Source organism: Micrococcus sp. KRD070, from assembly GCF_017168435.1.
GTDB classification, from domain to species: Bacteria; Actinomycetota; Actinomycetes; order Actinomycetales; family Micrococcaceae; genus Micrococcus; species Micrococcus luteus.
On sequence record NZ_JABFNH010000008.1, the window covers coordinates 1 to 14,046 of the forward strand.

Annotated in this window: 9 protein-coding genes and 1 pseudogene; 7 read left to right on the top strand and 3 right to left on the bottom strand. The window is 73.9% G+C overall.

All coding sequences use genetic code 11. From position 1 onward, the window contains the following. Both J1M38_RS02775 and recR read left to right on the top strand, forming a co-directional pair. Positions 1–1,199: pseudogene (locus J1M38_RS02775) on the top strand (DNA polymerase III subunit gamma and tau); the annotation flags it as partial. A 115-nt stretch (positions 1,200–1,314) separates the two neighbouring features. After that, positions 1,315–1,914 carry a recombination mediator RecR gene (gene recR, locus J1M38_RS02780; RefSeq protein ID WP_095347649.1) on the top strand — a complete coding sequence of 200 codons (600 nt, stop codon included), beginning with the start codon at positions 1,315–1,317 and terminating at the stop codon, positions 1,912–1,914. A gap of 43 nt (positions 1,915–1,957) precedes the next feature. Here recR and J1M38_RS02785 read toward each other — a convergent pair whose 3' ends face one another. Together J1M38_RS02785 and J1M38_RS02790 are read right to left on the bottom strand one after the other, a co-directional pair. Then, positions 1,958–3,214, bottom strand: a complete 1,257-nt coding sequence (locus J1M38_RS02785; RefSeq protein WP_036315429.1) for an ABC transporter permease — start codon at positions 3,212–3,214, stop codon at positions 1,958–1,960. Then, entirely contained in the window at positions 3,211–4,224 is a 1,014-nt protein-coding gene (locus J1M38_RS02790; protein ID WP_036315428.1) for an ABC transporter ATP-binding protein, read from the bottom strand. Before J1M38_RS02790 ends, J1M38_RS02785 begins: the two co-directional genes overlap by 4 nt. A 228-nt stretch (positions 4,225–4,452) precedes the next feature. Here J1M38_RS02790 and J1M38_RS02795 point away from each other — a divergent pair, with 228 nt between their 5' ends. Beyond that, positions 4,453–5,739: an aspartate kinase gene (locus J1M38_RS02795; RefSeq protein ID WP_036315427.1), complete on the top strand. Its 1,287-nt coding sequence runs from the start codon at positions 4,453–4,455 to the stop codon at positions 5,737–5,739. Positions 5,740–5,906: 167 nt separating this feature from the next. Here J1M38_RS02795 and J1M38_RS02800 read toward each other — a convergent pair whose 3' ends face one another. Further along, a complete protein-coding gene (locus J1M38_RS02800) occupies positions 5,907–8,891 on the bottom strand; it encodes a S8 family serine peptidase (RefSeq protein ID WP_036315425.1) in 2,985 nt (994 codons plus the stop codon). A gap of 268 nt (positions 8,892–9,159) precedes the next feature. Here J1M38_RS02800 and J1M38_RS02805 point away from each other — a divergent pair, with 268 nt between their 5' ends. The 4 genes from J1M38_RS02805 (at position 9,160) to J1M38_RS02820 (ending at position 14,046) form a co-directional block, all read left to right on the top strand. Further along, positions 9,160–10,230 carry a 3-methyladenine DNA glycosylase gene (locus J1M38_RS02805; RefSeq protein ID WP_206481944.1) on the top strand — a complete coding sequence of 357 codons (1,071 nt, stop codon included), beginning with the start codon at positions 9,160–9,162 and terminating at the stop codon, positions 10,228–10,230. 95 nt (positions 10,231–10,325) lie between these two features. Further along, complete coding sequence (locus tag J1M38_RS02810; protein WP_144879328.1) at positions 10,326–12,191, top strand: alpha/beta hydrolase; 1,866 nt, start codon at positions 10,326–10,328, stop codon at positions 12,189–12,191. A 201-nt stretch (positions 12,192–12,392) separates the two neighbouring features. Beyond that, positions 12,393–13,385, top strand: a complete 993-nt coding sequence (locus tag J1M38_RS02815) for a GNAT family N-acetyltransferase (protein ID WP_206452651.1) — start codon at positions 12,393–12,395, stop codon at positions 13,383–13,385. A gap of 97 nt (positions 13,386–13,482) precedes the next feature. Then, complete coding sequence (locus J1M38_RS02820) at positions 13,483–14,046, top strand: hypothetical protein (RefSeq protein WP_141843479.1); 564 nt, start codon at positions 13,483–13,485, stop codon at positions 14,044–14,046.

A 14,046-nucleotide genomic window follows, 5' to 3' on the forward strand; every position in this document is an offset into this window, starting at 1 on the left:
GCTGGGGCGGCCCGGATGAGGAGCCGCCCGCCTGGGACGACGCTCCCCCGCCCGAGGAGGACCCGTGGGATTCGCTGCCCGCGTTCGACCCGGACGCGGAGCAGGACGACTCGGACGGCCCCGAGGGCTGGACCCCGCCGGCCCGCGACGCCGAGGAGCGGCCCGTCGGCGCCGCCGGCTGGGACGGCCCCGTGCCGTCGGTCGAGGACTGGGGGGCGCCGCCGCAGGCCGCACCGGCCCCCGGCGGCGCCGCGCCGGACGCCGGCCAGGACCCCCCGGTCCGGCCCGACGCCCCGACCCCCGGCGAGAGCGAGCCGAGCGCCGAGGAGGTCCGTCGGGCCTACGACCCGGGGCCGCTGGTCCGCGAGGAGGAGCACTCGATCCCCGTGTTCGCCCGTCCGGAGGCGGAGCTGCGCGCCGAGTTCGCGAAGCGCTTCGGCGCGACCCGTCCCGCCGGCTTCGACGACGGCGCGGGCGCGGCCGCGGACGGTGACTCCGCCCGGCCTGCCACGCCGTCGCCCGCCCCGGACGACGACGCAGCGGCCACGGAGCGACGCGATCTCCACCCGGCCGCCTCGGGCGCCGGCCCGTCCTCGGACGAGGAGCGGCGCCCCACGGGCTCGCCCACGGCCGACGCGACCCCTGACCCGGGCGTGCCCGCCGACGACGCAGACGCCGCGCCGCGCGCGGCTGCCGGCCCGACCGGTTCGGACTTCCCGGGTTCGGGCCATCCGGCGAGCATGTACCCGCGGCTCATGGAGCGGCTGCGGGCCGGTGGGCCCCTCGAGCCTCCGGTGAACGCGGGCTCGAGCGGCGGCGGGACGGGCGGCGGCCCCGGCGCTCCCGGTGGCCCCGACCCGGACGCCTCGCCGGGCTCCCCCGCCGGGGGCCGGCCGAGCGCGGCCTCGCTCGGGGCGCGCCCCGCCGACGTCGAGCCCGCCGGGGGAGCCTCGGCGCCGCCGTCGTTGGACGCGCGGGCCGCGGCCATCCACGCCGCCCGCGAGGCCGCCCAGGGCCGCGGCCCGACCCGGCCCGCCGACACCGGCCCCGCCGCCCCGGCGACGTCCGGTGTGGGGTGGGAGGACGAGGTCGCCAGCGACGACGACGTCCCGCTCGAGGACTCGGGCCTCGTGGGCCGGGCCGTCGTCGAACGGGTGCTCGGCGGCCGTCTGCTCGAGGAACGCCCCAACGACGCCTGAGGCGAACGCGCCCGTACGCCGTCCGGGGCCGCGGGCATGATGGACGCGGCGCCGGACCACGGCGCCGCGTCGGGGCGCACGCCCCACGAGACGCACCATCGGACGAGGGAGACGGATGTACCAGGGCGCGGTGCAGGACCTGATCGACGAGCTCGGCCGCCTGCCGGGCATCGGGCCGAAGTCCGCCCAGCGCATCGCCTTCCACATGCTGGAGGCGGACCGGGAGGACATGCTGCGGCTCGCGGACGCCATCCGCACGGTCAAGGACAGGGTGCGGCTGTGCTCGGTCTGCTTCAACGTCTCCGAGGACGAGGTGTGCTCGCTCTGCCGGGATGAACGCCGGGACGGCTCCCAGATCTGCGTGGTCGAGGAGTCGCAGGACGTCATGGCCATGGAGCGCACCCGCGCCTTCCAGGGCCGGTACCACGTGCTCGGCGGGGCCATCAATCCGATCGCCGGCATCGGCCCCGAGCAGCTGCACGTCCGCGAGCTGCTCACCCGGCTGCAGGACGAGGCCGTGCAGGAGGTCATCCTCGCCACGGATCCCAACCTCGAGGGCGAGGCCACGGCCACCTACCTCGGCCGCCTCCTCGGCGCCACGGGCATCCGCGTCACGCGCCTGGCCTCCGGTCTGCCCGTCGGCGGGGACCTCGAGTACGCGGACGAGGTCACCCTCGGCCGTGCCTTCGAGGGACGTCGCCTGATCAGCGGCTGACACGGGCCGGCGTCGAGCGGGTCCTGCCCGACGCCGGCCCGGCTCAGGCCACGCGCGTGCCGGCGGGCAGCCGCCCGGCCGGGGTGTCCAGGCGACGGTGGCCCCACCAGACCAGCCCGGCCACCAGCACACCCTGCATCGCCAGGCCGAGCGGCCACACCGGCCAGGTGCCCTGCCGGTCCGGCACACCGCTCTGGTCGAGACCGCGCAGCTCGCCGTCGAGGCACTCGACGTCCCGGACGGGGTCACGCTGGGTCCAGCGCAGCCCCACGGACAGCAGGTTGAGCGGCCCGGGATCCACCCGGGTACCGTCCGCGAGGAGCCCGCCCTCCCAGGGGGAGGCATCCGCGAGCACGGCGTACGGGTTCGCCGCGAGCAGCCATCCGCTGCGCCGCGGGTCGGGGATCGTCCGAGCGGTCACCGGGCCGACGCACCGGTCGGCGATCCCGTCGAACAGCTCCGGGTGCGCCGCCTCCCACTCGGCCCAGGCCTGCTCCGCCTCCTCCGGGGTCATCTTCTCGAGCTCCGCCTCGGTGAACGGCTCCGCCGTCATGGAGCCGTACTCGGCGTCGTTGGCCCGCACCTCGGTCTGCAGGAACTGCAGAGACAGCCCGAAGGCCACCAGGGTGCCGATCGTCAGCGCCGCCACGATCAGGTACGTCACCACGACGGCGAACAGCGTGCGCCCGGCGATCGCCGAGACGGCCACGCCGATCCCCGCGATCATGCCGAACTCCACGAGGATCATCACGAGCCCCACCAGCACGGCCCACGGGGACACGCGCCCCACCACGGCCGCGACCGCCAGCCACGGCAGCGCGGCCGCGAGGAACGCGGCGGAGGCGATCCACGCGGCCAGCCACTTGCCCGCCATCAGGTGCCCGGTCCGCAGCAGGGTGACCTGGGTGATGGCCAGGGTGCCGCCGGCACGGTCGCCCGAGATCGCGTTGGCCGCCAGGGCGGGCGAGACCAGCAGCGAGAGGGTGAGGACGAAGAGCAGGACGCCGTCGAAGAGCGTCCGCCCCAGGGCGCGCATCTGCTGCTCCGCCAGCTCCGGCTCCAGGCCGGACGCCTCCATCTCCGCCACGCCCAGGCCGCGCAGCCCGAGGGCGCCGAGGGTCACCGCCCCCACCACCACGAAGAAGACGCCCAACAGCACGTACCAGCCACGCGAGCGCAGCCGCTGACGCAGTTCCATGCCCACCACGGTGGCCACGGCCTGGGCCGCGCCGAGGCGTCCCCCCGGCTGCGGCTGCGGCGGGCGGCGGTCGTGGATCGAGGTCGCGACGGCGGTGCTCACGGTCGGTCTCCTTCGGTGCGGGGGCCCTCCAGATGGAGGCCCAGGTAGGCGTTCTCGAGGCGGGAGCCCTCCGGGGCGAAGTGGCTGACGAGCACACCCTCGCGCACGAGGTCCGCGAGCAGCGCGGCCGCGGCGGCCTCCCCCCGCAGCTGCACCACGACCCCGTCCCGGCGCTGGCCCGCGCCGGCGCCGGTGGCCACGGTGACGGTCAGGCCGCGGGCCTCGAGGGCGCGGACGAGGGTGTCCCGGGCCGTCGGGTCGGGCCCGGCGATCCGGTAGGGGCGGGCGAGGTCGTCGGCGGCGCGGAACTCCTGGGTGGCCACCGTGGCGCCCTCACGGAGGAACACGGCGCGGTCGGACATCTCCTCGAGCTCGGCGAGCACGTGGGAGGAGACGAGCACGGCGGTGCCGGCTGCCGCCATGGCGCGCAGGTCGTCCCGCAGCCGGATGCGGGCGGCCGGGTCGAGGCCGTTGGCGGGTTCGTCCAGGAGCAGGACGGAGGGCCGGTGCACGGTGGCCCGAGCCAGGGACAGGCGCTGCTGCTGGCCGCGGGAGAGCACGCGGGCGGGCCGGTGGGCGAACTCCGTGAGCTCGACCCACTCGAGCTGCTCGTCCGCGCGCGCGGACGCCTCCGCCTTCCCCATGCCGTAGAGCCGTCCCAGGCTGGCGAGGATGTCGTGACAGGTCAGCTCCTCCCACACGCCCAGGGTGTCGGGCATCCAGCCGAGCCGCCGCCGGGCCTCGACGGGCTCGCGCACCGCGTCCACCCCGGCCATGGACACGGCGCCGGCGTCCGGGCGCAGCAGGGTGGCCAGGATCAGCAGAAGCGTGGTCTTGCCCGAGCCGTTCGGGCCGACGAGGGCCGTCACGGAGCCGGCGGGCACGGTGAGGGAGACGTCCCGCACCGCATGGACGGCGCCGAACGAGCGGGCGAGGCCGTGAGCCACGATCCCGTCGTGGGCGGCCACCCCCAGGACGGGTGAGGCGGGCAGGGGTGCTGGAGCGGTCATGGCCCCATCCTTGCCGCGCAGTGCACGGACGCGGATCCACCCGGGGGATGATCCCGGCGCCGATCCCCGCTCGCCCGGGGTCGCAGGCGGGGCCGCGGGCGCCGTCGTCCTGCCCGGCCACGGGCGCCGGGTCCAGCATCCGGAACAGGGGTTCACCTGGCGGACCCGCGCGAGAGTGCGCCCCTAGACTTGGCCCGAACCGACCCTCGACCCCGTCCGGAGCGACCCATGAGTCTCATCGTCCAGAAGTTCGGCGGCTCCTCCGTGGCCGACGCCGCCGGCATCGAGCGCGTGGCCCGCCGCGTCGCGGACACGGTCCGGGCCGGGAACCGCGTGTGCGTCGTGGTCTCGGCCATGGGCGACACCACGGACGAGCTGCTCGACCTCGCCGCCGAGCTCACGCAGGACGCGCCCGCGCGCGAGATGGACATCCTGCTCTCGGCCGGCGAGCGCATCTCCATGTCCCTGCTGGCGATGGCCATCCACGCCGAGGGCGTCGAGGCCCGCTCCTACACCGGCTCCCAGGCCGGCATGCTGACGGACACCTCGTACGGCCGGGCCCGGATCGTCAAGGTCAACCCCCACCGCGTGCAGGAGGCCCTCGACGCCGGCCGCGTGGCCATCGTGGCCGGGTTCCAGGGCATGAGCCCCGAGTCCAAGGACATCACCACCATGGGCCGCGGCGGCTCGGACACCACGGCCGTCGCCCTCGCCGCCGCGCTCGGCGCGGACGTGTGCGAGATCTACACGGACGTGGACGGCGTCTACTCTGCCGACCCGCGCGTCGTGCCGACCGCCCGCAAGCTCACCGAGCTCTCCTCCGAGGAGACCCTCGAGATGGCGGCCTCCGGATCCAAGGTGCTGCACCTGCGCTCCGTGGAGTACGCGCGCCGCTTCGGCGTGCCGCTGCACGTGCGCTCCTCCTTCTCCGACCATGAGGGCACCTGGATCATGCCCGACCCGAACGACACCATCACCCTTCAGGAAGGCGCTCCCATGGAACAGCCCATCGTCTCCGGCGTCGCCCACGACCGCTCCGAGGGCAAGGTCACGATCGTCGGCGTCCCCGACGTGCCCGGCAAGGCCGCCGAGATCTTCCGCGTGATCGCCGTGTCCAACGTGAACATCGACATGATCGTGCAGAACATCTCCCGCGAGGGCTCGGGCCGCACGGACATCTCCTTCACCCTGCCGATCGTGGAGGGCAAGGACGCCATGGCCGCCCTGCGCGCCGCCCAGGACCGGATCGGCTTCCAGGACATCGTCTCGGACCCGGAGATCGGCAAGCTCTCGCTGATCGGCGCGGGCATGCGCTCCAACCCGGGCGTCTCCGCCACCTTCTTCAAGGCGCTCGCCGACGCCGGCGTGAACGTGGACCTCATCTCCACCTCGGAGATCCGCATCTCCGTGGTCACCGCCGAGGACAAGCTCGACGACGCCGTCCGCGCCGTGCACGCCGCCTTCGGCCTCGACGCCGAGGAGGAGGCCACGGTCTACGGCGGCACCGGCCGCTGACGCCGCATCCGCCCCTCCCCCACCGCCCGGGCGACTTTCGAACGTGAAATGGGGCGAATGGACGCTTTCGAACGTGAGATAGGGCCTATCCCACGTTCGAAAGCGAGGGGGCCGGCGTCGTGCGGGGTCCCTCCCGTTCCGTCAGCGAGGACGGAGGGGGTCGGCGGTCACGGGACCTGGACGGTCACGTCGGTCGTGATGCCCGCGTCCCAGGTGACGAGGCCCTTCCAGGTGCCCGAGGTCAGGCCGGACCAGGAGAGGGTCGCCTCGGTGGCCTTGCCCGAGGTCACGGGGACCGGGTTCGGGGAGACGGTCAGGTTGCCCGCGTCCTCGCGCAGCTTGAGCGTCTCGAGGGTGCCGGTGTCCTTGCCGCCGTTGGCCGCGTACAGGTGGCCGACCACGGTGTAGGCGCCCGGGGTGGGGTTCGCGATCGTCAGCGTCTCGGACTCGTCCGCGGTCGCCCGGGACAGCTGCTTGCCCTCGGGGGTGATCACGTACAGGTCCCAGTCGGCGCCGGCGGCGCCCGCGTTGATCGAGGCCACCAGGGACTTGGTGCCCTCCTCCACGGTCACCGTGGACACGGCCAGTGCGCTGGACTCGAGCGCGTTGCTCGCGGTGGCGGCGGCCACGGTGGAGTCCACCTTGCCCAGGCCCAGGACCTGCGGGGTCAGCTCACCGGTCACGCCGGGGGTGATCTCCACGTCGGCGGAGCCGGTGGCGCCGGAGCCCTCGACGGCGGAGGTGACGGTCGCGGACTTCGCCTTCACGGTGACCGGGGAGGTCACCTCCGGGACGGCCTTGCCCTTGGCGGTGGTCCAGGACATGGAGCCGTGGGTCCAGGTGTTCACCGCGGCGTCGGTGCGGGTGACGGTCAGCTCGACGTCGGCGGACTGGCCGGCCTTCAGGTCCAGCACGGCCGGGGAGGCGGTCACCTCGAAGCCGGGCACGTTCGCGGAGAACTGCCAGCGGCCGTTCTCCCGGGCGGTCACGGTGCGGGTCACGGTGGCCGAGCCGACGACGTCGGGGATCGCCAGGGACGGGACGTTCACGTCACGGCCGGCGATGTCGCCGCGCAGCAGCGCGTCCCACTGCTCCTTGCCGGACTCGTAGACCAGGCCCGGGCGGGCGGCGGCGGCCGGATCGGCGGAGCCGGCGCCCGTGGCGAAGTTGTCCGTGTTCACGGTGCCGTCGGCGTTGTACACGTCGCCGGCGGTGGTCATGAGGGCGGACTTCACGGCCATCGGGGACCAGGCCGGGTACTTGCCGATCAGCAGCGTGGCCATGCCGGCCAGGTTCGGCGAGGCCATGGACGTGCCGGACATCAGGCCGAACGTGTTGCCGTGGTAGTCGGGGTCCAGCGGGGAGACGCCGGCGATCACGTTCACACCGGGGGCGGCGAGGTCGGGCTTCAGGAGCTCCTGGTTCACGGCGTTGGCCGGGCCGCGGGAGGAGAAGCCGGCGATCTGGGGCAGCGGGTCCTCCGGCAGGCCGGTGGTGTCGCCCGGGACGATCGTGGCGGTGAGGTCGGAGGACTTCACCTTCTCGATCACGCCGTTGTCGTTCATGTGCACGGTCGGCACCGCGTGGATGTCCGCGTCCAGCGAGCCGGACGGGGTGTTCACGAGGATCATGCCGACGCCGCCGGCCTCCTCCACCACCTGCGACTTCTCGGTGCGGGCGTTCCCGCCGCGCTCGCAGAGCACGATCTTGCCGGCGGCCTCCTCGGTGAGCCCGCCGGGCAGGCAGAGACGCGCGGCCTCGGCGTCGCCGGCGGCGACCTCGGACGCGTGGATGACCTCGGCCGGGCCCACGCCGGTGCGGGCCGAGGAGGCGCCCCGGAGCTGCGTGCCGTCGGAGAACTGCACGGTGGCGGTGAGCTCGTTGGAGAACGTCTCCGCGGCCACGGTGGTCAGCCACGGGGAGCCGTGGTTCACGGTGTTCGGGCCGGGGCCGGAGTTGCCGCCGGAGGCGGCCACGAAGATGCCGGCCTCGGCGGCGGACTTGAAGGCCATGGCCACCGGGTCCACGATCGAGGTGTTGGAGCCGGAGATCGAGTAGTTCAGCACGTCCACGTTGTTCTCGATGGCCTGCTCGATGGCGGCCACGGAGGCGGAGGTGTAGCAGCCGCCGGTGTTCGGGTCGGTGTCCTCCCAGCAGATCTTGTAGGAGATCAGGTGGGCGGCCGGGGCCACGCCCGCGCCCTCGCCGAAGGAGTCGTCGTCGATGGTCTGCTCCACCCCGGTGTTGCCGAGGATGGTGGTGGCCACGTGGGTGCCGTGGGAGAACACGCCCAGCGGGGAGATGCGCTCCTCCGGGGCCCGCTCGTCCACCGGGACGAAGCGCTCGAAGTCGTCGGAGAAGGCGTAGGCGCCGATCAGCTTGGAGTCGCACGACGACGCCGGGAAGTCCGGGCCGGTCTCGCACTCGGCCGTGGCGGTGGTGCCGTCCGCCTTGAGCACGGCGATCTGGCCGTCCGCGGTGCGGTACGGCACGCCGACCTTGGCCTTGCCCTTGAGCGGCTGGACGGGCTGACCGTCGATGAACGGGTTGTCCGGGTGGATGCCGGAGTCGATAACGCCGACCACCACGCCCTTGCCCGCGTTCTCGGCCTTGCCGTACACGGACTTCCAGGTGCCCTTCTTGCCGGGCAGGCCGAGGAATTCGGTGGAGCTGTAGTCCGGGGCCACCTGCTCGTCCGGCGCGACGCCGAGCACGGCCGGGTCCTTCGCGATCGACTGGGCCTCCTCGGCGGTCAGCTCGGCGACGAACGCGTTCACGGCGCGCTGGAAGGAGATCTCGGCCTTGGCGCCGTGGGCCTTCGCGACCTTCTCCTGCTGGCGCTGGAGCTTGGCCTCGTAGTTCTTCACGCGCGGGTGCGAGGGGTCGAACTTCGCCTTCGGAGCGGCGCCCGGAACGGCGCCGGCCTCGGGGGCGGTCACCGACGGCTGGTCCTTCAGGACCACGAAGTAGCGGCCGTCCTCGAACTGCTGCTGGACCTGCACCTCGCCCTGCGGGCTGGAGACGGTGCTGCCGTCGGGCAGTTCGACGGCGGTGGCCGACACCGCGAGCGCGGGAGCGGCCACGAGGCTCGCGCCGGCGACGGCCGCGGCCAGGGCCCGACGGCGCCGGGCAGGGGTGGGGTTCTGAGGCATTGCCTCCGCCTTTCTCATCAAGGTCCGCCCAGCTCTCACCCGTGGCACGCCGGCGGGGATGACGCCGGGGGACGGGGAGATCGGCGCCCATGTGATGGGCACCACAGCGAGACATGTGCAATCTACCGTCCGGTAGGGCGTTTGACCAGATCTTTGCCAGGCAACGTCCAGGACCGTCGAATTGGGGCCGCCGGAGTGCGCTCCCCGCGTCGGCATCACGTGGGCCCGCTCGCTCATGAGGGGCGCCACGGGGGAGGATGGTGGGGCCATGCCCGAGCCACGCACCGACCCCGCGCCCCCGCCTACCGCCGTCGTCACCCTGCCCGCCGACGTGTGGCGGGCCCACGCGCGGGCACACCGCGAGCGCATCGCCCGACGCACGGACCCGCTGGTGGCCCTGCGGATGCGCGGCCAGAAGCACCCGGTGCAGGACTTCCTCTTCGGCTACTACACGCACTCCCCCGCCGCACTGCAGCGCTGGCACCCCGGGCCGGGGGTCCTCCTCGCGGACGACGACGGCGCCGCGGCCCGCGCCGAGGCGGCCGAGCTGGGCACGACCCCCCGGGGCGAGTGGAAGCACTACCGGCGCGTCGAGGCCGGCGAGGTAGCAGGCGCCGTCGTCGACGGCCGCCCGGTGGGCGGCTGGCTGGTGGACGCGGCGGCGGTGCTGGCCGACCGCGCGTCGGGGGTGGCGTTCACGCGGGACCTGCTCGCGCGCACGGCGGAGCGGGCGCCACGCCTGGGCTGCTTCGGGCTGCACGAGTGGGCGATGGCGTACCGCTCGGACGTGCACGGGGTGCGGCACTCCCAGCTGCCGCTGCGGCTCGGGGCCGGGGGGACGGACGCGGTGGTGGAGGGCTCGCGGATCCGGTGCACGCACTTCGACGCGTTCCGGTTCTTCGCACCCGAGGCGCGCGACCGCAACGAGGGCGACGACGGCGTCCTGCCCACGCGCGCCGGGATGCGGGAGATGGAGCAGCCCGGCTGCCTGCACGCGGGGATGGACCTGTACAAGTGGGCGTACAAGCTGGTGCCGGTGGTCGACTCGGACCTGCTCGCGGACTGCTTCGACCTCGCGTGGGACATCCGCCGGCTGGACATGGAGGCCTCGCCGTACGACCTGACCGGAGTGGACGACCTCGCCGACGGGCGCGGCGGCTACGCGGCCGTGCGGATCGAAGAGCCGGCCGGGCGTGCCGAGTACGCGCGGCGACAGCGCGAGTTCGCCGCGCGGGGCCAGTCGCTGCGGGTGCGGCTGCTGGCGGTGCTGGACGCAGCCGCGGGGGCGGCCCCCGGGACCGGGCCGGACGCCGAGTGGACTTCCAGCGCACGTCCATGATTAGGATGGCCGCTCTACAGGCTGTGAGGCGCATCACTCGCGTCATCCGGTGACCGCCCCGGCCCTCTCCGCACCGAACGACTCGAGGACCTGACGTGACCAGAACCGTTCCAGCTCGCCGCCGCACCACGCTCGCCGCCGCCGTCGCGGCCGTCTCGCTCGCCGTCGCGGCCGCCGCCCCCGCGCTCTCCGCGCCCGGCAACGGCAACGGCAACGGGTCCGCATCGCAGGGTCAGGCCCGCTCCAACGACCTCTCCGCCACGCGGGGCAACAAGGTCAACGACGCCGCCGCGCTCGCGCCGCACCTCGTGGGCCAGACGCTGGACTGGGATGCCTGCGACTTCGGCAGCGAGCGCCTCAACGCCCGGTTCAACGCGATCCCCGGCACCGCGTGCGCCGACGTCACGGTGCCGCGGGACTGGAAGAACCCCGAGGACGGCCACACCATCACCCTGCGCGTGGCCAAGACCGAGACCTCGAAGGGCAACCCGGAGCGCCAGGGCATCGCACTGGTGAACCCCGGCGGCCCGGGCGGCTCCGGCCTGCCCTGGGGCCCCGCCATGGCCGAGCGCGCCCCGGAGCTCGCCGAGCAGTACGACTTCATCGGCTTCGACCCCCGCGGCGTGGGCCAGTCCACCGCCCTGGAGTGCACCTACACGCCGAACCCCGAGCACGACGTGTGGCAGGACACGAAGGCCCAGGTCGACGCGTGCCTCGAGAACGAGCTCACCCCCTACATCACCACCGAGCAGACCGTGTACGACATGGACTTCATCCGCGCCGTCCTGGGCGAGGAGAAGACCTCCTACATCGGCTACTCGTACGGCACCTGGCTGGGCAGCTGGTACCAGCGCGTCTTCCCCCAGCACGCGCACCGGTTCCTGCTGGACTCCGCCGTCGACATCTCCCGCGACGGGCTCCAGACCACCTGGGACCTGCAGCCGCGCTCCCGCGACCGCCAGTTCCAGGACGCGATGCTCCCCTACGTGGCCCGGCACGACGAGATCTTCGGCCTCGGGGACGACCCGATGCAGATCCGGCAGCGCTGGGAGGACGTGGGCGGCACCCGCACCCAGCTCGGCATGATCGTCGCCGGCTCGTTCCTGTTGCCTGCCATGTACGACACGTCCCAGTACCTCGACGCCGGGTCCGTCATCGCCGCCTACATCCGCATCATGGAGTCCGAGGCCGCGGCCACGGACCCCGCGGGGCAGCGCACCCAGATCGAGCGCATCCTGGCCGAGGCCCGTGCGTCGCTGCCGGCCGAGGAGCGCGACTCCTTCGACCGCTTCGCCGCCCGCGGCCTGGAGACCGTGGGCGAGCGCGAGCAGCTCGTCGCCGCCACCCAGGCCGGTGACGCCGTCACCTTCGAGGGCGCGTTCTCGGCGATCCGCTGCCAGGACGGCCAGTGGAACACCTCGCAGGGATACTGGACCTCGTGGGTGGACGACCTCGGCCGCAAGGCCCCGTGGATCGGTGTGCTGATGGGCCCGTCAGAGTGCATGTACTGGCCCGCCCAGACCTCCATGCCCGCCCAGCCCGGCGGCAAGGGCGCCCCGAACACCGTGATCGTGCAGTCCGAGCTGGACGCGGCGACCCCGTACGAGGGCGGCCACCGCGCCGCCGGCGTGCTGCGCAACACGTCCCTCATCTCCGTGGACAACGAGGGCACCCACGGCCTGTTCCCGTACGGCACCGAGTGCGTGGACACGCCCATCCGTGACTACTTCCTGACCGGCGCCCAGCCGGCCGAGAAGTCGCTGTGCGACGCCGTCCCGCTCCCGCTCGAGACCCAGCCGGTCCAGGTGGCCGGGACCCCGACGCACAAGGGCGACATCAAGATCTCGATGCGCACCGACGCCGTGCGCGAGGCCAACCGGATCACCCACGACGCGATCGAGCGTCAGCTGATCGACTCCCGCGCGGTGACCCCGGACGTCGAGGCCTTCCTGGAGGACTGACGGCCCGGGCACCCGGTACCCGGTCCGCCCCGACGGCCCAGCGACTCCCCCGCGGAGACGCCGGGCCGTCGTCATGCCCGGGGAGGCCCTGCACCGCGGGTTGGGTTATCGCGGGTGCCGCCGCCAAACACCCCCGACAACTCGACCCGCGATGGGCAGCCGGAGGGGTGGCGTCGACGCCGAGGCCGATAGCCTCGCGCCATGATCCTGCACATCACCCTCCCGGAGGACTGGGCCGCCGCGCGTCGCACCGGCCGCTACACGGCATCGACGCGCGGCGCCTCGATCGACGACGTCGGCTTCCTCCACGCCTCCGACGACGCCGCCCAGGTAGGAGTCGTCGGCGCGGCGATCTACCCGGACCGGCCGGACGCGTTCGTCTGCGGCCTGGACGAGGACGAACTGGCGGGGGCCGGCCTGCGGGTGCGGCGCGAGCCGGGAGACCCCTCCGATCCCCACTCGGCCGAGTTCCCGCACGTCTATCCGGACGAGGCCGTCTCCGGGCACATCCCGTGCTCGATGCTCACCCCCGTGACCGACCCACGGGCGGACGCCCGCGTGCACCGCGAAGACTCGGCCGAGGCCGCCGCGCTGCTCGACGCCGGGTGGAGCGTGCGCTCCCGCTCCTGGGGCGCGCGCCTCCACCTCGACGACGACGCCGACCTGGCGCCCTACCGTGGCCACGTCGCGGCGGCCGAAGCGCGGGGAATCGAGGTGCGGAGACTGACCGCCGTCGACCTGCCTGCCCTGCGCGCCCTCGACGAGGAAGCGGCTCCCCGGTTCCCACACACCGACGGCTCCCGTCACGAGCCGCTGCCGGACGACCTTGAGGCTCGACTGTCCACCCCAGCGGGGCTTGCCGTGGGGGCCTTCGAGGGAGGAGTGCTCATCGGATTCACCCTGACGTTCCGCTCCCCTGACCGGTGGGAGGTCGACCGCACCGCGGTCGCGTCCAAGCACGAGAACCGTGGCGTGGCGAAGGCCGTCAAGGCGGCGACCCTCCTGGCGACCCATGCCCGCGGTGGGCGCCAGTGGGGCACCGGCGGCGCCGAGGCCAACGCGGCGTCCCTGCGGATGAACACGGCCCTCGGGTTCCGTCTCGAACCGGCCTGGCTCGGGCTGACCCCGCCCATGACGTGGGAGGGGTTCGTGCAGGCCCCGGAGTCAAGCTCCCTTAACGACAAGGACACTTGACTGTCAAGCTTGCTTCACAACGTCCGGTCGGACGCCCCCCAGGGCCTCCGAGGCGGGCCGGGCCACCGGCCCAGGGCATCGACCACAGGAGGGCCCCATGACCGCGAACCACTCCCGCCACACCGCCGCCGCAGCGGACAGGCAGGGCGCCGCGGCGGAGCACGCCGGCACCGCCACCACCGACCCGCGCCGGGACACCCGCTCCCGCTGGGGCCGCTCCTCCCGTCTGGGCGGCGGATCCGGGCGACTGATCGTCGTCAGCCTCGTGGCCGGCGTCGTCGTCGCCCTGCTGATCGGGACTGTGGCCTTCGCTCTGGCCTCGAGCCAGGGCGACGCCGATCCCCGCTTCCCGGCGGTCATGGGGACGGTCATGGCGGCGTCGGCGCTCCCGGTCGGCATCACCCTCGCCTGGCTGTTCCTCGTGGACCGCACCACCGTCCGCGGGGCCATCCGAGACACCGAGGAGACCATCGAGGGCCGGTGGCTCGAGAAGGCGCAGTCCGCCGCGTTCGGCGACCTGCTCGTGGTGCTGGGCCTGGGCACGTTCGTCATTGCCATGACCGGATGGCAGGCCGACCTGCCGCTCGTGGGCGCCGGGCTGCTCCTCTTCGCGGGCGCCTCGGTGGCCGTCCGCTACGCGCTCCAGAAGCGCCGGGGCTGA